Genomic DNA, 20902 nt, shown 5'->3' on the forward strand with positions numbered 1-20902 from the left:
AGTAACAATATACGTTACTTTTATCGCTATTCTCGCGCCTAAAAGGGATTTGCGGCACTCTGCCAGCCATTGGAACGTAGTAAAACTACGCACTCATGGAGGCTAAAATGTTATTTTCTCGTCGATTTTTTCCTTACTTTTGCACCCAATGTTTGGGCGCTTTAAATGACAATGTCTATAAAAATATCTTGCTGCTGATGGTCACTTACAGCCAGCTCGATAGCTTGCCAATGCCTGTCGATCTATTTGTCAACTTGGCTGCGGGTCTGTTTATTCTGCCCTTTTTACTCTTTTCTGCGCATGCGGGGCAAATCGCCGATCACATGGACAAAGCGCGCCTGATCCGCCGTTTGAAAATCGCCGAATTTTTTATCATGGGATGCGCTGCCGTGGCTATTTTGACGCAAAGCCCTATCGCCATGCTGGTGCTGCTCTTTCTCACGGGAACCCAGTCGGCGTACTTCGGCCCGGTCAAATACTCTCTGCTGCCGCAAGCGTTGCTGCCTCGTGAACTGGTCAAAGGCAACGCTTGGGTCGAAATGGGCACCTTTATCTCGATTCTTGCAGGTACTCTAACCGCCGGATTACTCATCGCGCTCGACGATGGGCTACCGATTGCCGCAGGGCTCGTGCTCGTTTTGTCACTAATTGGGGTGTTCACCAGCCGTTTGATCCCTTCTTTACCAGCCAGCACTGCGGGCAAGGGAAGCTTCCAGCCAATTTCTGCCTTAATCACCACACTCAAAAACAGCCAGCGTAATCACGGCATCTGGATGGCAATCCTCGCCATCAGTTGGTTCTGGTTTCTGGGCGCAACTTATCTCACTCAGTTCCCTAACTTTGCGAAAATCCACTTGCACGCCGACAGTACCGTGGTCTCGCTGCTGCTGGCCCTCTTTTCTATCGGCATTGCCGCTGGATCTTGGCTGTGTGAAAAACTCTCTTTTGATCAAGTGGAACTCGGTATTTTGCCTTTTGGCATTGCTGGTTTAACACTGTTTGGCATTGACTTGCTGCTTGCTCTTCCGCAAAGCCAACCGTTGAGTGACCCCTACTGGCAAGCAGGAGCATTTATAGCTCAGTCAGCACACTGGCGAGTCATGTTTGATCTCTTCATGGTTGGCGTTAGTGGCGGCCTATTCGTTGTACCTCTGTATGCTTTTATCCAATCACGCGCCGAGCATGGGCAATGTGCGCAAGCAATCGCCGCCAACAACATCATGAACTCGCTATTTATGGTCGCGTCAGCCGCTTTGACCATCGTCCTTTTAACGGTGCTCGGGTTCTCTATCGTCCAGTTATTTGCTCTGCTCGCGGTCGTCAATCTTATCGTGGCGGTATACGTTTATCGCCAAGTGCCTGAGTTTACGCAACGTTTTGTCAGCTACTTACTCAGCCATCTGATGTATCGCGTGACGATTCGTGGCCGAGAGTTGATCCCTCAGCAAGGAGCCGCTCTGCTGGTAGCGAATCACGTTAGTTACGTCGATGCGCTGATTCTGATGGGCGTATCACCAAGGCCAGTTCGTTTTGTGATGGCGAAAGAGATCAGCGAAATACCACTGCTCAAACCTCTATTCCGACACGCTGGTGTGATCCCTATTTGTTCGCCGAAAAAATGTCGTGACACCTATCAAAACGCTTTTCAGCAAATAGACCAAGCGCTCAACAATGGCGAAGTGGTGTGTCTTTTCCCTGAAGGTCGTTTGACCACCGATGGGTTGTTGGGGGAATTTCGCCCCGGGATAGAAAAGATTTTGCAACATAACCCTGTCAAGGTGATTCCGGTGGGTTTAGTCGGGCTGTGGGGATCGTTTTTCAGTCATAAAAATGGGCATGCTTGTACTAAGCGACCAAGCCGCTTCTGGTCAAAAGTCAGCGTCAACATTGGCGAAGTCGTGTCTGGTGATGTCACTGACCGTCACCAATTATTTCAGCAAGTACAAAACTTGCTTGCTCGAGCAGAGTCACAGTAACAGAATAAATCGCATGCGATACTCATCGCAGCCACGAAAGGAGTCGAGATGAAAATCATCATCTTACATGGGTTGTATATGCATGGCTTGGTTATGCAGCCACTTAGCCACCGCTTGCGAAAGCTGGGCTATCAAACGCAAACCCTGACCTACAACTCAGTCAAGATTGATGAGGAAAAAGTCTATCAGACGATCGATCAGGCGCTCGACCCCTTCTCCCCCAACGTGTTAGTGGGTCACAGCCTCGGCGGGCTGATGATCAAACATTATCTTGCGTCGCGGCAACCTTCGACAGCCTCCATCTCCCATGTCGTGACGATAGGCTCACCATTACAAGGCGCCTCCATTGCCGAGCGCATTAAAGAGTTAGGTTTTGGCGCCATGCTTGGTAACGCGCCTAAACACGGTTTGGATCTGCACGATGACCGTTGGCGATGGCCGCAAAAACTGGGCAGTATTGCGGGCACTCTACCTTTGGGAGCAAGACCGTTTCTACTAATGGATAATCATACCTTATCTGACGGCACCGTCACTGTCGAAGAGACCAAAATCGCGGGTATGACTGACCATTTCATGGCACACACTAGTCACACTGGCCTAATCTACAATCTCTTTATTGCCAAGCAGATTGACCACTTTATTCGCCACTCCCGTTTTATACACAACGAGAATTGGGCTAAAAATCGCCATCTAAAATAGACATCATCAATAAATTCCCTCTGCCTATGGCAATTATTATGAGATTTGTATATCATCCCGGCCACTATAAAACAGTGTTCAAAACCAGAGCACAGAAAGTGTTGTGAGTTGCAAAAAAAGAACAGCAAGCAACTCCTTAGACCAAATTAGTGGGAAATAACAATGAGAATGAAAGCGATCGCACTCGCTATACTGAGCTTAGCCGCCGTATCAGCAGCTCAAGCTGAGTCGAAAGTGTCAGGATTTTATGTTGGTGGTGGCATAGGTTCTACCGATTTCGACAGCGATGAAAGTGTGGATGGCAAAGCCGATGGCAGCGCACTTAAACTTATCGCTGGTTATCAGTTTAACCGTATCGTGGGTATTGAGGCACAGTACAATAAATACGGTGATATTAAGTTCACTAACCCAGTGAATACTTGGTCGCCTACGGCATTGTCGATCAACGCCAATCTAGGATACAGCTTTGATAACGGCTTTCGCCCGTACGGCTTAATTGGTCTTTCGGCGCTTGACCTAAGCGAAAAGACACAGACACTCGAAGACGATCAGGGTACCGCCATCCATTTCGGTCTCGGTCTAGAATATGCACCGCCAACACTGAATGGACTAGCGTTCCGCGTTGGATACGATAGCGAGATCTTCGGTATTCGCACCACTTATGTAGAAAACAGCAGCGTGGTCACCAAAGATGTGGCTTACAGCATCGGTGCGCTTTATGCGGGTGTCACTTACAAATTCTAAGCGCTCAGCCGCAGAAAAAACGTCACCAACCGGAGTCACACCACTCCGGTTTTTTTATCTTTGTTATTTGCACGCATACTTTGCGACGAAACGTCGCGTAAAAAGAGATCAAACGCTCAAAATCACAGCGAATAAGCGCCTAAGTGGCGATAAATCAAGCAATTGAATTTTTTCCGCTTTACAAGCGAATCTCTTCCCCCTATTATCGCGGCCTACGGAGAGATGGCTGAGTGGTTGAAAGCACCGGTCTTGAAAACCGGCGTACGTTAATAGCGTACCTAGGGTTCAAATCCCTATCTCTCCGCCACTTTTGCACTATTTAGCTTGTGCTAGATAGTTTGCCTCGATAGCTCAGTCGGTAGAGCAGAGGATTGAAAATCCTCGTGTCGGTGGTTCGATTCCGCCTCGAGGCACCATTTAAAATAGCTGGTGTTTTTTCGTTGAAAACCCCGGTCAGTGCTCTGGGCGAGCCCGTTATTCCGCCTCGAGGCACCATTTAAATTAGCTGGTGTTTTATTAAAACGTCAGTAAGTGCCAAGCACGATAAAAGAATCGTTCCTCCTTAGCTCAGTCGGTAGAGCGACGGACTGTTAATCCGCAGGTCGCTGGTTCGAGCCCAGCAGGAGGAGCCACATTTAAAAAGCCTTATCGAAAGATAAGGCTTTTTCTTTATGCTTCAGCAATCGGGCAGCTGTGCGGTGAGATTATAAGTCAACGCCGACGTCAGCAGTTCCTGATTGACTGCAATATACTCAAGCAGTGTATCGGCAGAATCGAAACGTATCTCCCCCGATTCAATACAACAGTCTGCCACAGGATCGATAATGATAGCTTGGTGGGTACGACCATCCGATACCACGTAACTGATGGTACCGGACGGCGAATGATGAAATTCCTAAATCCATTGCCCTACCATTTTTCCCCCCGAGCAACGTTGCCTTTGATTACACCTTTTAGTCTAGACCTCGGCTACGCAGCTTCAAGCGGACAGGGACAATTCAGCTGTTTTGTTTTCCTGAGTTTTAAAGCGCTCTTCGTACGCATGCATAAAATCTTGGCGGATCAAGTGTTCCAAGTGAGTCGCTTTATCGGTCGGGCAAAAAATCATGTAGTGCACAACCTGTTCACCAGCGGCGGTGGTCGTGATATGTATGTGCGGTTCAGAGCCCGGCAAATCGACACCCGCATGCTTTTCAATCATGGCGTTGTAGCGGCGAGCCACGTCACTGAAATAGTGGCAGTGTTCTTCAATCTTTTCGGTTAAAAGAGGGATAAGCGGATACAAGTTGACGAACTCCGGCACCACAATGGAAAAATTGTGGTAGACATAGCGCTTCATAAAATTGAGGTTTTTCACCGGGTAGGTAAAAAACATGCTGTTCGGCAACGTCGCGGTTTTTCCAGTAAAGTGATACTGGCCGTGGTGCAAATCGATCTCTTGAATCACGGTCGCCATCATATTGTGTTCGATCACCTCACCACAGATCTTGCCCACTTCTATCCAATCTCCGACGCGAAACGAGCGCGAACTCGCTCTTTGGATCGAACCCGTAAAACAGAGAATAATCTCTTTCGACGCAACCACGATTGCCACCGCAATTGCGGTAACAGAAAGTGCAAACTGGTTGATTTCCGCTTGCCAAAGGGCAAATAGAATAAGCAGTGTCGCAGCGAAAGTGCCATTTTTGGTAAGCGACATCCAGTTACGTTGTTTCTGCGTGATTAGCGCCGCATCACCGCGGATAATTGACAAAGTAAAACGGCGAATCGCGATGACGAATAACACAATCAACGCGGTAAAAATCAATTTGTGCTGCAGAAGAAAATCGACAACCAGCAGTACGTTCTCCACAAAATACCCCATAGAAAAAAGAGGGCTCAATCCCTCAGTTTGTGTAGGCGCACACTCTATAAAACTGGTCGACAGAGCGCAAACGGCGGCGGCAAAAACGTTAACTCACCAGAGTTATTTACTGTTTAATCAGGCGGTAGAGGTCCGCCAACTGCCCGTTAATACGCTGCCCTTGTCTGTCGAGCATGAAAAGAACATTTTCTCCGACGAAGAACTGATTCGGCGCCTCTTCACCAGAAAGAATCACCACACTGCCGCGCTCATCCCAATGGAAGCGATCTTGCGAAGTAAATTGCCCACTGACTTCGCCAACATAATTACGAATGAGCTGATAGGTGCCGTCTTGATTCAGTGTGAGAGAAACTTCAATACCCTCGCAATCAGCACAAGGCAGCGTACCTTGATAAGTGCCGCTCCAATCGAGCGAATTTCTCGCATTGTGCGCGCTGTCAGCAACACTCATCACTGGCTCACTTTTCGTTGCTTGGACATCCGCGCTAAGATTCTCGCTGGACTGGCAACCCAACAGTAATGAGGCCATACCCAAGGCAACAATTGCATTTATTTTCATTTTCACTCCTTATCTCGTTGCTTTCGCCTCATCTTAGCCCCTTTGCTGAGAAAAACAGCGTCGCTTCGCTATTATTGACTCAATATTGGCAAAACAGATGCTGGTTTAACCAGTAGGTCTGTCTGATAGATCGGCTTAAAACTATACAAAAAAGCAACATAATAAATTTATATACATTTTTATTGCATAGATCAGCAAAAATGCTAGCATAAGCCACATAACAACTAACGCAGAAATGAGACATGACGATTCAGGTTAATGGCATCAATAAGTCTTACGGCACCACCCAAGTATTGCACGATATTCATTTTCGTTGTGACAAAGGCGAAACCTTAGTCTTACTCGGCCCAAGCGGTGCGGGTAAAAGCTCTCTTTTGCGCGTGTTGAACCTACTTGAAAATGCCGATAGCGGTCAGCTGAATATCGCTGGGCAAACTTTCGATTTCGCTCAGCCAATGAGTGAACATCTAGGTTTGCAGCTAAGACGTAAAGTTGGCATGGTTTTCCAGCAATACCATCTTTGGCCGCACATGACCGTACTAGAAAATTTAATCGAAGCCCCGGTCAAGGTCTTAGGCTTGAACAAAGCCGAAGCCAAAGAGCAAGCGACACAGATCTTAACCACGTTGCAATTGGCTGAAAAAGCAGATGCTTGGCCGTTGGAACTCTCCGGTGGTCAGCAACAGCGTGTCGCTATCGCCCGCGCCCTGATGATGAAGCCAGAGGTACTGCTGTTTGACGAACCAACGGCGGCGCTCGATCCCGAAATCACCAATCAGGTAGTGAAAATTATTAATCAACTGAGTGAAACGGGCATTACCCAAGTGGTCGTGACACACGAAGTCGATTTTGCAAAAAAAATTGCCAGCCATGTGCTCTACCTTGAGAAAGGGAAGATCGTCGAGCATGGCACTAAACAAGCGTTTACCCAGCCACAAACCAGCCAGTTTGCGGATTATTTAAAGCACTAAAAGAACAAAATAAGAAGCGAGCCCCAGAGGGAGCTTCAGCGCATAAAAACACGGAGTATTACAATGAAAAAGATGTTACTGGCGTCCCTTATCGGACTCGTCTCTACCAACGTAGCTGCTCAGCAGGAAATTAAATTCGCCATGGAGGCCACTTATGCGCCGTTCGAATACATGGATGAGAACAATCAAATCCAAGGTTTCGATGTCGATTTAGCCAACGCGCTGTGTAAACAGATGCAAGCGAAATGCAGCTTCCACAATCAAGCGTTTGATAGCCTTATTCCTGCCCTGAAGTTCAAACGTTACGACGCGGCGATTTCCGCTATGGACATCACCGAAGCGCGTCTTGAGCAAGTCAGCTTTACGGATGCTTATTACGATAACTCAGCAGCATTTGTTTCCATCGCGGGCAAAGTGGCCGATCAAGGTGCTCTGAAAGGCAAACGCGTTGGAGTGCAAAATGGTTCAACTCACCAAAGCTACTTACTTGAACAAATGGCAGGCGTGACCGCCGTCCCTTACGCCAGCTACCAAGACGCCTTTATCGATATGAAAAATGGCCGTATTGACTCGGTATTCGGTGACACTGCGGTTGTCGCGGAATGGTTCAAGAAAGAGAACAATCTCGCTTACGTCGGCGAATACGTTACCAACACACAATACTTCGGGAACGGCTTTGGTATCGCGGTCAATAAAGACAACCAGAAACTGGTCGCTGATCTGAATGCAGCACTTAAAGCTGTGAAAGCAAACGGCGAGTATCAAACCATTTTTAACCAGTACTTCGGAAACTAATATGGGGCTGACGGGCTACTCACTTTCACTGGTTCAAGCAAGCTGGATGACCGTCCAACTTGCAGTGGTCAGCCTGTTGGTTGGTCTGGTTCTGGCGGTCATTTTCGCCAGTGGCGAGATGGCTCGGCTTGTCGTCGTCAAGTGGCCAACAACGCTGTTGGTCACCTTGCTGCGCGGCCTGCCAGAAATTCTCGTCGTCCTGTTCATCTATTTCGGTTCGACGCAGGTGCTGTTTTTACTTACCGGTGATTTCGTCGAAGTTAGTCCGTTTCTTTCTGGCGTGGTGGCGTTATCTCTGATTTTCGCCTCTTATGCCTCGCAAACCCTGCGCGGCGCACTCAAAGCGGTTGGCAGAGGACAACGTGAAGCGGCCAGTGCGCTGGGCATAGCCAAAAGCCATGCATTTTTTCGCATCGTCCTGCCACAGGCCATTCGCCACGCGTTGCCTGGGTTAACCAACCAGTGGTTGGTGCTGCTAAAAGATACCGCTTTAGTTTCCTTGATCGGCGTGACGGACCTGCTCAAACAGGCGCAGTTAACCTCAGCAGCAACTCATGAGGCCTTTACTTGGTATGCCACTGCGGCGGCGATTTATCTGCTTATTACGCTCATCACTCAACGCTTGGTAAAAGTGATCGATAAGAAATTCTCCATTCAAGGAATGAGTATCAGTGAAGGAGGCAAAGCATGAAAGAGCAACATGTTTGGCAATTACTGCAAGGCTTAGCCACCAGCTTAGAGCTAACTGTCGCTTCACTGCTTGTGGGCTGTATCCTGTCGCTTTTAATGACCACCACATTGATTTTACGAGTGCCAGTGTTGCATTGGCTAAGCCGCAGCCTGATCACCCTGTTTACTGGCACGCCGCTGCTGGTACAGATTTTCTTGATCTATTACGGCCCGGGGCAGTTTGATTGGATTCGCGACAGTTTTCTATGGCACTGGTTTAGCCAACCTTGGTTTTGCGCCATGCTGGCACTGGCACTCAACACGGCGGCCTACAGTACTCTGTTATTTAAAGGCGCATTTAACGCTATCCCTTCCGGACAATGGCAAGCTTGCCGTGCATTAGGCATGGATAAAATCAGAACCTTACAAGTATTACTGCCTTATGCGCTAAGACGTGCTGTACCGGCTTACTCGAATGAAGTGATTTTGGTATTCAAAGGGACGTCTCTGGCCAGCACCATTACCATTATGGATTTGATGGGTTATGCACAACGCATCAATGCACAAACCTACGATACCTTGACCGTCTTCGGTGTCGCCGGGGCGTTTTATCTCACCATCAATGCGATCTTGACCTTACTTTTCCGTCAGATTGAGAAAAAAGCTCTCGCATTTGAAGCGCACTAAGGTGACCAGCTCTCAATGCTTGTCCGATTGTGCTCCCTCAACGGCAGAAAGCCACATCGCTCTCTGCCCTTTCTATTCCACGTAATTTTCCACCCAGATCACTCTTTGCAATGAAATCACACTAAAGCCACGATTCTAGTGGCAGAGCAATGCGCTTTTTCCCTACAGTATCCAACATCAACTCACCAAAGGAACTGTTTATGGAATTTCCAATTAGCGCCAGCTGTCAATGTGGACAAGTCGAGTATCAACTGCACAAAGCTCCCTTTAAAGTGCTTGCTTGTCACTGCACTGAATGTCAAAAACTCTCTACCAGCCCCTTTAGTGTTACCGCGTTGGTTCATGTGCAAGACATTGAATTTAAAGGTGAGATGCATGAGTGGCAACGCGCCTCCGAAAGTGGCAATATCAACGCCGCTAAATTTTGTCCCGGCTGTGGTAACCGAATTTATCACTTCAATCCCGCGGCACCAGAGGTCATTAAACTGAAACTCAAACCCGTTGCGCCTGATGTGCAGTCTCTGTTTCAACCGACTACCCATGTTTGGGTCAAGGAGAAACAGAGCTGGTATGAGATTCCACAAGGTGTTGAGGTATTTGAAAAGCAATCCTAGCTTCCGCTGCAACGCAGAATGGGCTGAACCAGCCCACTCTCTCTAGGCAGAAATGGGGTGACGTTGTGCTCTCTTCACTTTAATCGTATCTAGATTCTCCTTAGTAACATCCTTATCACCAATATGGCAACTGTAGTCTAATCTAAATAAAGCGGTCTGTTGTTTACCGCCATGGATTCAAATATTCAGTCAGATTTATTAGTTACCACGACGAAGACGTTTTCGCCAAAACCGCACTCGCCTAGGTGACCGAAAAGGAGACTCGGTATGAACCGATTAAGTACCAGATTTTTTTCTTTTATTCTTATCGCACTGTTTTCATCCAGCAGCTTGGCCAACACCGTTAGGCTCGCCAATGGCGAATGGGCACCTTACCAATCCAAGTCACTCAAACATGGAGGTTATATCTCTCATTTAGTCACCGAAGCCTTCGCCGCAGAAGGCTACAACGTTGAGTTTGTTTACTTACCTTGGAAACGGGGTTTTGAACAGACACAGGACGGTGAGTTAGACGGCTCGTTTCTGTGGAGCAGAAATGAAGAGAGAGCGCAGCATTTCTTCTACTCAGATAAAGTGCTGACTCTAAAAACATCCTTATTCCAACGTAAGGGCGCACAGATTATGTGGAGTAAACCTGAAGATCTCGCCAAATACGCTATCGGTGGAGTCATTGGCTATGCCTATGGTGTTGAGGATTTAGAAAAACAAGGGGTGGTGAAGATCTCCCGTATCTCCGATGCCGACGCGAACTATAAGAAACTTGCAGGTGGACGTTTAGACATTGTTTTGGAAGACTCCAATGTTGGCCAAACGACCGTCATGCGACTCGGCTTAACCGATCAAATCGAGATGAATGACAAACCGATCGTAGAAAGAGACTACTTTCTCATCGTGCCGAAAAAATCCCCCAGAGCGCAAGAGATCTTAGATGCTTTCAACCGCGGTCTAGCCAAAGTACTGGCGGAGGGAAAACTACAAAAATTTGAGCAAGAGTCAATCAAAGGCAATTACCAGTAAAGTCAACGCTTAGATGTTCCCCTAACAAAAACATTTAGGGGAACATCAGTATTAAATGAATTATATGTTTTTATTAAAATTGCTTATTCCAATTATTTTCTTAACACCCAAAATTTCTTGTTATCCTTGCAATTTCCTTACTTTATTACATTACGAAAATTGCTCCTTACTTGATTCTTTAAATTCATCTTAAAAACAAATAAGTTAGTCAAAAGACATTTCTAAATACTGGATCTAGATGCATAAAAAAGTGAGCGCATCGATCATCGCTCAATTTTCCATTAGGAGAATGATCACATTCCAGTTTTATCAGGTGTCAGACTAGAAAAATAGTCATTGATCAATTCAAAGTAGCGTCCTGTTTGTTTCATTTTCTGTAGTTCCACATCAAAGCGATTTCGTAACTCTTCACTCTGGCGCTTTTTAGAAAAAGCAATATAACTCAAGGTGGTTTGCATCGGTGGCAGCATGATTTCCAATTTATCCTGCAAAGCTAACCGAGCGATAATACTGCGAGCACCAAACTCATTCGACACCCAAAGGTCGACACGGCCTGCACTTAGCATCAGAGCACATTGTTCAGCTGAATTCTGCCTAGCTATGGTTTTAAACGTGCCAGATTTGATCTTCGAATCAATGTACTCTCCGTAACTCACTTTGTTTACCACACACAAACTCAAACCAGAAAAACGCTTTTGCTCTATATCATTTGAGTTTACTGAACTGTTTTGATTACGAATTAAGCTGATATTTTGCCTAAACAAAACCTGTTCACTAAAATAAGCAAACTCTTCCCTCTGTGGCGTTTTAAATATGGTAAATATGGCATCAGCTTCTCCGGTCTCCATATAGTTGAGTGCACGAGCCCAAGGAAGAACGGTAATTTCCGCAGGGATCTCCAAATTGCTAAATATTTCTGCGACCAAATTCACTGCTATACCAGATACTTGCGATCCTTTACTCTCGATATAGGGTGGGTATTCAAGAGTAACAACACGTAAAGATTCTGCCGCACTCGATTTTGGCAGAAGAGCTAACACTAGCAAACCTATTAATGTCCATTGTTTCATATTAAATCTCTCCAGAGATAAATATCACTGTTAGTTATAGTTCTGCCTATCAAGATAAATCAAGAAATCAGAAAAGTGAGAAAGGTGGACTGCCTACAAAACAGATAACAGGCTATTTTCTATCGAATTAAGCGATGATTGAATTTGCATATTCTCTCGCTTGAAACTACTTTTTTAAGAAGCATCCAAATCGAGAGTGCCTGCCGTGAAAAGTTTAAAAATCGTATTTCTCGCTCAAGTCATTTTCGCAGTCACCTTAGTTCTTCTGGTTTCTGCCTTTATTAAGCATCAAAACTTTAAGCAAAGCTTGACTGCTGAACTGATGCTGAGTGTTAACAACACCAGCCAACGTATGGCCATCAGCCTCCCAAAAGCGGTGTGGGATTTTGACCTTGATACCGCTAAAAGAGCGATTTCTGCTGAGCTAAACTTACCGGAAATTTCCGCAATTCAGTTGCAAGATACCCAAGGAAGTGACTTGGTTTTCCTACAACCGAGCCAAAGTGAAAACGATAAAGCAGGTGTGGACGTCAAAGACAAAAGCGCATTTTCAGCCGAGATGATGGTGAGCAAAGAGCTGCTTTTCTCCGATTATGGCGAGGAGAAATCCGTCGGCAAAGTGAACGTTTACTACAACACGCGTATTTTAGATGAAAAGCTGGCACAGTCTCTACTTCTCAATCTCGTAGAACTTGGCATCGTTGCTCTGATTATCAGTGTCGTTGTTATCGCTGCGCTGGCAGCTACCGTTTTGAAACCGATACGCCAACTCACCAACGTGATTCAATCACTCTCATCCGGCGACGGCGATCTGGCTAACAAGCTCGCCCCAGCGAAGTACAAAGAGTTTGATGACATTACCGACGGCATCAACACCTTTACCGAAAGCTTGCGTGTGATTGTGCAAGATGTCAGCCATTCATCCGTCACATTGGAAGAGAAAGCACGCGAAAGCGGCAGCAATGCCCGTGAGAATGCCAACAAGCTTGAGCAGCAGAAACATCAACTGAGCACCGTTGCGGCGGCGGCAACCGAGCTTAACCATTCCGTCTCTATCGTCGCAGACACGGCCTCTGAAACAGCCGACCAAGCCCACACCGCGACCTCCCTTGCCAATCAAGTCAATCAAGCCATCGAACATTCTGCGAATGAAATCATTAACATGCGCAATGAAATGAATCAGGTAAACGACAAGATGCATGTGTTGGTTAACGAAGGGGAGAAGATTACCACCGTGCTCAACGTGATTAATGATATCTCTGAGCAGACGAACCTACTGGCGCTTAACGCAGCCATCGAGGCGGCTCGCGCTGGTGAACAAGGCCGTGGCTTCGCCGTGGTCGCCGATGAAGTGCGCAACTTGGCGGTAAAAACCAGCCAATCAACCGAGCAAATCCAGAAAAACATTGCCACCTTAGGTAGTGCCACTACCTCGGTAGAACAAGAGCTGTCCCGCATAGCCTCTTTGCTTGAGAAAACGGCAACCCGCGTCAGTGATTCACAAGATTCGGTTAATCAAGTGCAAGAACTGATCAGCGTGATCTCTGATCGCAACGGCCAAATTTCTCAAGCCACCGAAGAACAAAGACAAGCGGTTGAAGAGATCAGTCAAGCGATTGTCGAGGCATCTGAAGCGTCCAATGAAGTCTCCTCTGGCGCAGTTCAAAATGCCCAGCGCACCGAAGAGGTACTTGACTTAAGTCAGAACATTGCTCGACACATGACCAAGTTCCGTACCTAGTACCTAAACTTATTTCGCTTCTTACAAAGAGGAAAGCTTATGAAAACGCTTTTGCTTACAGTCAGTGCCTTATTACTCTCCTTCTCCGCCCATGCTGCGACCATCACGGCGGCTCAAGATCCTTGGCCACCGTTTGTTCAGCAAGACAACATGAACAAAGGGATTTCAGTGGAAATCGTTACTGAAGCCTTTAAAACACAAGGATATGATGTGGATTTTAAAATCATGCCTTGGACACGCGCTTTGAATGACGTGAAAGAAGGGCGAGTGGATGTGTTGGTCGCAACATGGTTTACACAAGAGCGAACTTCCTATCTTAATTACAGCCAACCCTATCTAGAAAATTCACTTAAGTTTATCAAACGCAAAGGGGACAGCTTCGACTATCAAGGCATCTCAAGCCTGACTGGGAAAAACGTCGGCATCGTACGCAATTATGGTTATGGCGATGAGTTTCTCAATGCGACCAATTTCAATAAACCTGAAGCCAACGATCTACTGACTAATGCGAAGAAACTTTTGGCGAACCGAATTGATTTGACCTTAGAAGATGAGTTGGTGGCTAAATCAACCTTGTCAGGGGCAGGAATGAATCTAGATGATTTCGAGTTTACTCAAAATGCACTTTCAATTAATCCTCTCCACGTCACCTCTGGGGTAGCGAACGCTCGAAATGGTGAGATTATTGCGGCGTTTAACAAGGGTCTGGCCGAGATCAAAGCAAACGGTACGTTCGACAACATCTTACGCAAATATGGCATTAAGTAGTGTCTACCTCTCAAAGATGAACGGGATTTGATGAGAACAGGCGTTCGAAAAAGAAAATTGATAAATGGCCCCTGAAATCGGGGCCATTTTTTTTGACTGCGGCTGACTGAAAAAATACGGTTAGAGCGCAATTTCTCCGCCATCTTCACGGCGAATCACTACCGTCGCAGCGCGAGGTCTTACCGTAACGCCAGCAGGTGTGGCTTCTGCTGCATCATCGGAATATGGCCAGTTGCCTGGATGTTGAATGTTCACGAACACCGATTTGTAATCTGGACTGATGGCAAACCCCGTCACTTCACAACCGTTTGGTCCAACAAAAAAGCGCTTCAACTGCGTTTGGTTGTCGGCACCAACCGTCACCTGCTTGCCATTTTCGTCGACCATACGTGAAGGTACGACAGCCAACATTTGATCATTGGTGTAACCGGTGACTTCACTGGCGCCGTTATCCGTTTGGATCCACAAGATACCGCGGCCATCAAAGGCCAAGCCGTCTGGGCTAGCAAACTGGTTCAAATCCGTCAAACCTGAGCGGTTAGTAGCAGCATCGCCGTTAGCAGGAGAGCCAAAGACAAAAATATCCCAACTAAACGCCGTCGAACTTGTGCCTTCTTCCCAACGAATCACGTGACCAAACTTATTGTTCAAACGTGGGTTAGCCGAGTTGGCTTCTGTGCGCTTGGTATTATTGGTTAATGTGAGATAAACGCTGCCTGTGTAGGGATCTACCGCGCACCATTCTGGACGATCCATAGGCGTCGCGCCAACCAAGTCTGCGGCACCTGCGGTATTAAGAATGATATCGGCCAGCGAAGCGAAACTGTCTGCCAGTGTACCTCCGTCTGTTGTCACACTCTCTAGGGTCAATGGTAGCCAAGTACCTGTTCCATCTTCGTTGAAGCGTGCGACATACAAGGTGCCTTCGTCCATGTATTTATCGCCAGTTGCTAAGCGGTTAGCGGGTTCAGCATCTGCTGCATCCCACAGCGCTTTCGATTCAAACTTGTACAGATACTCGAAGCGTGAATCATGGCCGGAATAGAAGACTACTGGCTTACCCACTTGCAGCTTACCAAACGTACAACCTTCATGACGGAAACGGCCAAGCGCAGTACGTTTTACCGCTCTTGAGTTCGCGGTATATGGGTCTATCTCAACGATGTAACCGTGACCACTCGCTTCATTGCGGTAGTCATCCATCGCGCTTGCTCCAGTTGGTGCAACGCTAAAACGGGTAAATTCGTCTAGACGCTCTTCTGCATGTCCGGCCAAAGTTTCCCACGCGTAACGCGTTGTGCCACTTTTTTCAATACCGATACGAGACTGCTCTGCGGTCAATGTATCGGTATTAACAAAGTAACCCGGCCAGTTTTCTTCACAGGTGAGATAAGTGCCCCAAGGTGTATAGCCGTTACCGCAGTTGTTTAGCGTACCGCGCGCTTGGCTGCCGTCTGGTGAGAAGCGTGTCACCAGATGTTCGGAGTAGGCCATCGGGCCGGAAATGTCCATGACCGTCGCCCCTGTGTAGCGGCGGTTAAGTGGATCGTTGTCCACCATTTTCCACACATTATCTTCGAGCTTGATACGCACAACTGAAACGCCATGTGCGTTGATCTCTTTGCGCACTTCATCGACGATGGTACGAGCACCGTTGACAAAAGTTTGACCATTGGTGTGCAAGGCATCTTCATCAATGTATTCGTGGTTGATACAGAGTAAACCATCATTGGGGTTGCCATTAATTGGGAAGAAATGCATCCCATCATGGTGCATGCCAAGCGAATATTGCTGATCGTCTGCGCTGTTGCTGGCATCCGATTTCCATGCCGCCGCTTTGCTGTTGAGCGGCGTTCCCCAAGGAACTAGAACTTGCGCTTTATACCCAGGTGGTACGCTCACCGCATCAGTTAACGATCCGGCAATTGAGTCAAAATTGAGCACCGCCGTTGCTTTTCCTGCTCCAGCATTACTGCCAGCCGATGCGGCCGTTGAAGAGCTGTTACAGCCCGCTAAACCAAATGCGCCAAACGCCGTCATCGCACTGATACCAAGCCCTCCTTTGAGGATGTTACGTCGAGTAAGACTCGCTTCTAAAACCTCTTCAAAAGGCTTGTTTTGGCTATGGTTATAACGCGTCGCGTCAAATGTTTCCTTACTCATAAGTTTATTGTCCCAAGTGTTAATAATTAGAGTTGAGCGGGGAACATCATGAGATAGAAAAATGACAAATTTTGTCTATCTTTATGAAGATTTGTTTGAATAAATGTTATGAATTAGTCAATTAGAAGCGAATAAGCGCAATAGTCTTTGGTTTCTAGGACAAACAACGTTATAAAGACGCACGCCTGAACAAGCAAAGCATACTCAGTGGTTTTTGCAGTATGGGCTTTTTATCATTACAACCCTAGCGAGAGAACATAATGAAACTAGATAAAGTGGAAAACAAAAACCGTCGTCTTCGCAAAAAACTGTTTTTAGGCGAGTTCGCTATTCTTGGTTTCGAAATCAGCTGTGAAACCGACATCCACGACTTTGATCGCTATGACGTTTTTGTCGATGATTTCATTGATTTCATCGATGCGTTGGGTCTGTGCTTTGGCGGTGGCGGTTTAGAACATTTCGAAGGCTTCATTTGTGCCAAAGAGCGTTACGCGAGCGCGACAGAAGAGCAAAAAGCGCAAGTGCTTGAATGGCTAAACGCACGTGCAGAAGTCAAATCGGTTCTAGCAAGCGAGCTAGCTGACGCAAACTACTTGTAAGATCTATTTAAGATCTTGATACAAAATCGGATTCTGGTGAGATAAAACTGACTAGATGAAGAGATATTTGAGCTGGCAGTTGTGGGGATCACTCGTCCCAACGCCAGCTCGATTTTTTGGTATGACTGATTTATTACGGTATTGACTTAACGGTTTACGGTTTTAACTACTTAGCAAGATTTTTTAGATGCATCTTTCACATCTTTCCAATATTGGATACGGATGCGATGAAGCTGAGCTCTTCTCACTTTTCTCATAGCAATCTCCTTAAATTATCTGCCTAAATATAGACTTATCTATTTTCTCTGAGGTTTATTTGCTCCGATAACATATCGGGTAACCTCGACTTTGGCTGTGAGTAACTTCACAAGTTAATGACAAATCACCAAAAGTTGCAACTCATTTTTTGAACCCTGATGGTACCTATTGTCATGGCAACTTCTAATCTACTCAGCTCATATGACAGAAAAATGGCAATTTTGTTCCGCTTTCCTGATGATTAAAACTCATACAATTGTCATGCCAGTCCAACAGCCTCATTTTTAATAACGGCACACCCACTCCGCATTCATTCATCGACGATGAGTGTGACTGCCGAAGCATTTTTTCCATAGAAGCAAAAAGGTTAATAACGACTTTGGCCATCAACTTTGTGCGAGATCTCTTACAAGAGATGTAAGCCTTTCTACTATTCTCAGCTAAGACCACAACCAATAAAAGCCACAAACTATTGTTTTTATATAATTTTTTTTCAAATGGCATTTTTTCTCTCTAATTATTTTCCACAACAGCAATTGTCAGCGTTACGTAAAAAATCAATACTAGGTCCGTCAACAGGATGTTGGCGGGAACAGGACAAAGCCTAAAGGATTGGGTATCTTCAGGATGAAGATTTGATGACTTAGGATGAGTTATCAGCAAGGAAGTGACACTCTGGGATAGAGTTACGCCCGTCAGGATGACAGGCCAGCAAGGACACCGCTAGGAAGGCGATGTAACAAGGATTAGGTTAAAGGATTTAGCCAATATCATGGATAGATGCAGGGAGCACTATCAGTAGCTGGATTGCTGCGAAAGAGAATAAGCCCCGTCTGGGAAACCAGGCGGGGTTTTATTTTATCCCGCCAGCAAGATCGCTGCACAAAAAGTTGTGTTTTTGCACATTTTCAACCTTCAGTCCTAGAGAACCTTATCGAGATCGATTAAGTTGCTACCAATGGTTAATAAACGCTCAAGAAATGAGGTGGGCTGTTTGGCGAGATCGATTACCGACTACGCACTGTCACTCCTATCTAAGAACATAGATAGAAGAAAAAACAATCGCACCAAATTTGTTCCCTCTTCTATTATTACTAAACAGGTAGCTAGCCACTTGTTGCATCATCCGCTTATAAACTACTTCAGACGGCCAGAAGTCTAATCGGACCAGTTGTAACTCACGCTACCATAACCAATTTTTCTAATATCCGACGCCTTTTTCACTTGACAATCATTAGCCGTAAGGGATGCCACGTTGATAGAATATTTTTGTCCTTACGATGAGTTTTTTTCGTTTTCATCGCTAGTTAAAAAAATCTAAGGTGCGCACCTCAAAAACGATGTGGTGTTCTACCACAATCCTGAATCGTGTGAACGAATGGTTTTTGCCCGCGTTATTTAAGGGGTATGTCACATCATTTAAACCCGTTCGCTTTATTCTTAAATGATTTGAAATTGGTCATGACTTACTAAGGAAATGCCATGCGTATTGCTATTCTTTCTCGTAATGAGAGTCTATATTCCACCACTCGCTTAAAGCAGGCTGGTGAAGCACGTGGACACCAAGTGGATGTCATCGACACGTTGCACTGCTATATGGACATTACGAGCAACAACCCTAAGATTCGCTACAAGGGTGAAGAATTGCCGGAGTATGACGCTGTCATTCCACGCATTGGCGCTTCAGTCACCTTCTACGGCACTGCAGTGGTTCGCCAGTTTGAAATGATGGGAACCTTCTGTATCAACGAATCGGTCGCCATTAGCCGTTCGCGCGACAAACTGCGTTCTTTGCAGTTGTTATCGCGCAAAGGCATTGGCTTACCACGCACTGGTTTTGCACATCATCCAGACAACATCCAAGACGTGATCAAAAACGTTGGCGGTGCCCCACTGGTGATCAAGCTTCTTGAAGGCACTCAAGGCATTGGCGTGGTATTGGCTGAAACCAGCAAAGCGGCAGAGAGCGTTATCGAAGCCTTTATGGGACTGAAAGCCAACATCATGGTGCAAGAGTTTATCGAAGAAGCCAAAGGCGCTGATATTCGCTGTTTTGTGGTGGGGAACAAAGTCATCGCCGCGATGAAGCGTCAGGCCAAAGAGGGAGAGTTCCGCTCCAATCTACACCGTGGTGGAACGGCGCAACTGATTCGTCTGAACAAAGAAGAGCGTGCGACCGCGATCAATGCGGCCAAAGCAATGGGACTGAACCTTTGTGGTGTGGACATTCTCCAGTCGAAAAACGGCCCAGTGGTCATGGAAGTGAACTCTTCTCCCGGCCTAGAAGGGATCGAAAAAGCCACGCAAAAGGACATCGCAGGCATGATCTATGAGTTTATCGAAAAGAACGCGAAGCCAAATGCCAATCGCACACGAGGCAAAGGATAATCATCCGCGGTGAAAGCGAGCCTTTCACTATACTTAAAATTGCGTAGCAAGCTTGGATATATACAATGACTCAGAAATTGATCATCGGAAATACTGAAGCTGTCTGCTTACCAGAGTTAGGGATTACTCACTTAGAGACACGAATTGATACTGGCGCGCAGACTTCTTCTCTGCACGTTGATAATCTGCTTTGTCTGAGAAAGAAAGGCAGAAAGTATGTCGAGTTTGACCTTCATCCTGATGTCTATCATTTGGAAAAAATTGTGCGTTGCAGTGCGCCTCTTAAAGCATGCAGAAAAGTGAAATCTTCCAACGGAACCTTTGAACACCGCTGTGTGATCGAAACCCTATTGCGGATGGGAGACCAAGAGTGGCCGATTGAGATCACCCTTAGTAACCGTCAAGATATGACCTACATGATGTTGTTGGGCCGCCAAGGCATGTCAGATAAAGTCCTAGTGGACCCAAGTCAGTCTCACGTATTAGCCTCTTGAGTTGAATAGGAGGAGATTTTCTCCTCCTCACTCTCTTTTATGACTTTTCTTGCTGCCAACAGCCAAACGCCCTATCGAACCAACTAACCCTCTCAGCTTAACTTTCGTTACCCGCCAATGTGTTGCAGGGCTACGCGGTGCGGTATTCAGAATGTGCTGATAAGCAACCTCATCAAATACGACTTGTCCACCATGCGCAGCAAGTAGCATTTTCGGCTGCATTTCGAACACTCGCTTAAGCGATGCACGATACTTATTGGGATGAAAAACTGGAAAAGGCGCAATCAGATGCTTTTTCACTTCCACCATTAAATCGGCGACATAGAGAATATCTTGCTGAGGATGATAGACCGATAGGTCGCGATCGGTATGCCCCGGCGTTTCTAATATTTGCCAATCTTCAAAGCCCGGAATCGCTTGACCGTCACGCAAGCGGTAGTCCGGTTTAAGCCGTCTCGAATACCAAAGATTACGCCTTGGCTTTTTCAGTCGGTTAGCCATCCAACGTGCTAACGCTAGATCGGTTAAATGCATCAAAAATCCATCCCAGCCGTGATACCAATCGTGCGTTTTGTCAGCCGAAACCAGTTTGCACCCTGTCAAACGTCGCAGAAGATGGGCCCCACCCGCGTGATCCGGATGCATGTGCGTCACCACCACCACTTTGAGGTCGGAGAATGATTTTCCCAACTCGTGATCAATAAATTGCTTAAGATAGGGAATATCGGCCCGGCTTGCTCCATCCAAGAGCATCAGTTTGTCAGGATATTCCGCCAAATACATGATCTGGATATAGCCTTGAATTGTATGTAATCTCACCAAAATT

Annotated in this window: 20 protein-coding genes and 3 tRNA genes; 17 read left to right on the forward strand and 6 right to left on the reverse strand. The window is 46.4% G+C overall.

Annotated features, from left to right (window positions below; genetic code table 11):
• The first annotated feature begins 107 nt into the window (after nucleotides 1-107).
• The 6 genes from EWA64_RS20720 (at nucleotide 108) to EWA64_RS20745 (ending at nucleotide 4051) form a co-directional block, all read left to right on the forward strand.
• Nucleotides 108-1976, forward strand: a complete 1869-nt coding sequence (locus EWA64_RS20720) for an MFS transporter (RefSeq protein WP_061894364.1) — start codon at nucleotides 108-110, stop codon at nucleotides 1974-1976.
• A gap of 48 nt (nucleotides 1977-2024) precedes the next feature.
• Nucleotides 2025-2675: a PGAP1-like alpha/beta domain-containing protein gene (locus tag EWA64_RS20725; RefSeq protein ID WP_061894363.1), complete on the forward strand. Its 651-nt coding sequence runs from the start codon at nucleotides 2025-2027 to the stop codon at nucleotides 2673-2675.
• A gap of 162 nt (nucleotides 2676-2837) precedes the next feature.
• Nucleotides 2838-3419 (forward strand): porin family protein, encoded by a 582-nt coding sequence (locus EWA64_RS20730; protein WP_061894362.1) that lies wholly within the window; start codon nucleotides 2838-2840, stop codon nucleotides 3417-3419.
• 216 nt (nucleotides 3420-3635) lie between these two features.
• Nucleotides 3636-3726, forward strand: a tRNA-Ser gene (locus EWA64_RS20735).
• Nucleotides 3727-3759: 33 nt separating this feature from the next.
• Nucleotides 3760-3835, forward strand: a tRNA-Phe gene (locus EWA64_RS20740).
• 140 nt (nucleotides 3836-3975) lie between these two features.
• Nucleotides 3976-4051, forward strand: a tRNA-Asn gene (locus EWA64_RS20745).
• A 347-nt stretch (nucleotides 4052-4398) separates the two neighbouring features.
• On the opposite strand, the gene EWA64_RS20750 is transcribed toward EWA64_RS20745, so the two are convergent.
• Both EWA64_RS20750 and EWA64_RS20755 read right to left on the reverse strand, forming a co-directional pair.
• Nucleotides 4399-5271: a mechanosensitive ion channel family protein gene (locus EWA64_RS20750; protein ID WP_061894662.1), complete on the reverse strand. Its 873-nt coding sequence runs from the start codon at nucleotides 5269-5271 to the stop codon at nucleotides 4399-4401.
• A 118-nt stretch (nucleotides 5272-5389) separates the two neighbouring features.
• Nucleotides 5390-5842 carry a copper resistance protein NlpE gene (locus EWA64_RS20755; RefSeq protein WP_061894360.1) on the reverse strand — a complete coding sequence of 151 codons (453 nt, stop codon included), beginning with the start codon at nucleotides 5840-5842 and terminating at the stop codon, nucleotides 5390-5392.
• 242 nt (nucleotides 5843-6084) lie between these two features.
• Between EWA64_RS20755 and artP the strand changes: the two genes are divergently transcribed.
• The 6 genes from artP (at nucleotide 6085) to EWA64_RS20785 (ending at nucleotide 10595) form a co-directional block, all read left to right on the forward strand.
• A complete protein-coding gene (gene artP, locus EWA64_RS20760; RefSeq protein ID WP_039428106.1) occupies nucleotides 6085-6813 on the forward strand; it encodes an arginine ABC transporter ATP-binding protein ArtP in 729 nt (242 codons plus the stop codon).
• Nucleotides 6814-6876: 63 nt separating this feature from the next.
• Nucleotides 6877-7608 (forward strand): arginine ABC transporter substrate-binding protein, encoded by a 732-nt coding sequence (locus tag EWA64_RS20765; protein ID WP_061894359.1) that lies wholly within the window; start codon nucleotides 6877-6879, stop codon nucleotides 7606-7608.
• 1 nt (nucleotide 7609) lies between these two features.
• Nucleotides 7610-8299, forward strand: coding sequence for an arginine ABC transporter permease ArtQ (gene artQ / locus EWA64_RS20770; protein WP_061894358.1), 690 nt, complete (start codon nucleotides 7610-7612; stop codon nucleotides 8297-8299).
• Complete coding sequence (gene artM, locus EWA64_RS20775) at nucleotides 8296-8964, forward strand: arginine ABC transporter permease ArtM (RefSeq protein ID WP_061894357.1); 669 nt, start codon at nucleotides 8296-8298, stop codon at nucleotides 8962-8964. The genes artQ and artM overlap by 4 nt, the downstream gene beginning before the upstream one ends.
• A gap of 200 nt (nucleotides 8965-9164) precedes the next feature.
• Nucleotides 9165-9578, forward strand: a complete 414-nt coding sequence (locus EWA64_RS20780) for a GFA family protein (protein ID WP_061894356.1) — start codon at nucleotides 9165-9167, stop codon at nucleotides 9576-9578.
• A gap of 267 nt (nucleotides 9579-9845) precedes the next feature.
• Entirely contained in the window at nucleotides 9846-10595 is a 750-nt protein-coding gene (locus EWA64_RS20785) for a substrate-binding periplasmic protein (protein ID WP_061894355.1), read from the forward strand.
• A gap of 293 nt (nucleotides 10596-10888) precedes the next feature.
• On the opposite strand, the gene EWA64_RS20790 is transcribed toward EWA64_RS20785, so the two are convergent.
• Nucleotides 10889-11665: a substrate-binding periplasmic protein gene (locus EWA64_RS20790; protein ID WP_061894354.1), complete on the reverse strand. Its 777-nt coding sequence runs from the start codon at nucleotides 11663-11665 to the stop codon at nucleotides 10889-10891.
• 205 nt (nucleotides 11666-11870) lie between these two features.
• Here EWA64_RS20790 and EWA64_RS20795 point away from each other — a divergent pair, with 205 nt between their 5' ends.
• Nucleotides 11871-13406: a methyl-accepting chemotaxis protein gene (locus EWA64_RS20795; RefSeq protein ID WP_061894661.1), complete on the forward strand. Its 1536-nt coding sequence runs from the start codon at nucleotides 11871-11873 to the stop codon at nucleotides 13404-13406.
• A gap of 39 nt (nucleotides 13407-13445) precedes the next feature.
• A complete protein-coding gene (locus EWA64_RS20800) occupies nucleotides 13446-14174 on the forward strand; it encodes a transporter substrate-binding domain-containing protein (RefSeq protein ID WP_061894353.1) in 729 nt (242 codons plus the stop codon).
• A 120-nt stretch (nucleotides 14175-14294) separates the two neighbouring features.
• Here EWA64_RS20800 and EWA64_RS20805 read toward each other — a convergent pair whose 3' ends face one another.
• A complete protein-coding gene (locus EWA64_RS20805) occupies nucleotides 14295-16337 on the reverse strand; it encodes a PhoX family protein (RefSeq protein ID WP_061894352.1) in 2043 nt (680 codons plus the stop codon).
• Between the two features lie 260 nt (nucleotides 16338-16597).
• Between EWA64_RS20805 and EWA64_RS20810 the strand changes: the two genes are divergently transcribed.
• Nucleotides 16598-16936 (forward strand): YggL 50S ribosome-binding family protein, encoded by a 339-nt coding sequence (locus EWA64_RS20810; RefSeq protein WP_039442679.1) that lies wholly within the window; start codon nucleotides 16598-16600, stop codon nucleotides 16934-16936.
• Between the two features lie 450 nt (nucleotides 16937-17386).
• Here EWA64_RS20810 and EWA64_RS20815 read toward each other — a convergent pair whose 3' ends face one another.
• Nucleotides 17387-17698, reverse strand: coding sequence for a hypothetical protein (locus tag EWA64_RS20815; protein ID WP_061894351.1), 312 nt, complete (start codon nucleotides 17696-17698; stop codon nucleotides 17387-17389).
• 978 nt (nucleotides 17699-18676) lie between these two features.
• Here EWA64_RS20815 and rimK point away from each other — a divergent pair.
• Both rimK and EWA64_RS20825 read left to right on the forward strand, forming a co-directional pair.
• The gene (gene rimK, locus EWA64_RS20820; protein WP_039428130.1) at nucleotides 18677-19582 is read left to right on the forward strand and encodes a 30S ribosomal protein S6--L-glutamate ligase; all 906 of its coding nucleotides are present in this window, start codon (nucleotides 18677-18679) and stop codon (nucleotides 19580-19582) included.
• A gap of 65 nt (nucleotides 19583-19647) precedes the next feature.
• Nucleotides 19648-20076: an ATP-dependent zinc protease family protein gene (locus tag EWA64_RS20825; RefSeq protein ID WP_039428131.1), complete on the forward strand. Its 429-nt coding sequence runs from the start codon at nucleotides 19648-19650 to the stop codon at nucleotides 20074-20076.
• 27 nt (nucleotides 20077-20103) lie between these two features.
• Here EWA64_RS20825 and EWA64_RS20830 read toward each other — a convergent pair whose 3' ends face one another.
• Complete coding sequence (locus EWA64_RS20830; RefSeq protein ID WP_244881455.1) at nucleotides 20104-20895, reverse strand: MBL fold metallo-hydrolase; 792 nt, start codon at nucleotides 20893-20895, stop codon at nucleotides 20104-20106.
• Nucleotides 20896-20902 lie beyond the last annotated feature (7 nt).

The organism is Vibrio cidicii (genome assembly GCF_009665415.1).
GTDB lineage: Bacteria > Pseudomonadota > Gammaproteobacteria > Enterobacterales > Vibrionaceae > Vibrio > Vibrio cidicii.

Excerpts from the sequence above, each read along its gene's own strand:
- EWA64_RS20720 (WP_061894364.1), top strand. The coding sequence starts at position 108 with ATGTTATTTTCTCGTCGATTTTTTCCTTACTTTTGCACCCAATGTTTG.
- EWA64_RS20725 (WP_061894363.1), top strand. The coding sequence starts at position 2,025 with ATGAAAATCATCATCTTACATGGGTTGTATATGCATGGCTTGGTTATG.
- EWA64_RS20730 (WP_061894362.1), top strand. The coding sequence starts at position 2,838 with ATGAGAATGAAAGCGATCGCACTCGCTATACTGAGCTTAGCCGCCGTA.
- EWA64_RS20755 (WP_061894360.1), bottom strand. The coding sequence starts at position 5,842 with ATGAAAATAAATGCAATTGTTGCCTTGGGTATGGCCTCATTACTGTTG.
- artP (WP_039428106.1), top strand. The coding sequence starts at position 6,085 with ATGACGATTCAGGTTAATGGCATCAATAAGTCTTACGGCACCACCCAA.
- EWA64_RS20765 (WP_061894359.1), top strand. The coding sequence starts at position 6,877 with ATGAAAAAGATGTTACTGGCGTCCCTTATCGGACTCGTCTCTACCAAC.
- artQ (WP_061894358.1), top strand. The coding sequence starts at position 7,610 with ATGGGGCTGACGGGCTACTCACTTTCACTGGTTCAAGCAAGCTGGATG.
- artM (WP_061894357.1), top strand. The coding sequence starts at position 8,296 with ATGAAAGAGCAACATGTTTGGCAATTACTGCAAGGCTTAGCCACCAGC.
- EWA64_RS20780 (WP_061894356.1), top strand. The coding sequence starts at position 9,165 with ATGGAATTTCCAATTAGCGCCAGCTGTCAATGTGGACAAGTCGAGTAT.
- EWA64_RS20785 (WP_061894355.1), top strand. The coding sequence starts at position 9,846 with ATGAACCGATTAAGTACCAGATTTTTTTCTTTTATTCTTATCGCACTG.
- EWA64_RS20790 (WP_061894354.1), bottom strand. The coding sequence starts at position 11,665 with ATGAAACAATGGACATTAATAGGTTTGCTAGTGTTAGCTCTTCTGCCA.
- EWA64_RS20800 (WP_061894353.1), top strand. The coding sequence starts at position 13,446 with ATGAAAACGCTTTTGCTTACAGTCAGTGCCTTATTACTCTCCTTCTCC.
- EWA64_RS20805 (WP_061894352.1), bottom strand. The coding sequence starts at position 16,337 with ATGAGTAAGGAAACATTTGACGCGACGCGTTATAACCATAGCCAAAAC.
- EWA64_RS20810 (WP_039442679.1), top strand. The coding sequence starts at position 16,598 with ATGAAACTAGATAAAGTGGAAAACAAAAACCGTCGTCTTCGCAAAAAA.
- EWA64_RS20815 (WP_061894351.1), bottom strand. The coding sequence starts at position 17,698 with ATGCCATTTGAAAAAAAATTATATAAAAACAATAGTTTGTGGCTTTTA.
- rimK (WP_039428130.1), top strand. The coding sequence starts at position 18,677 with ATGCGTATTGCTATTCTTTCTCGTAATGAGAGTCTATATTCCACCACT.
- EWA64_RS20825 (WP_039428131.1), top strand. The coding sequence starts at position 19,648 with ATGACTCAGAAATTGATCATCGGAAATACTGAAGCTGTCTGCTTACCA.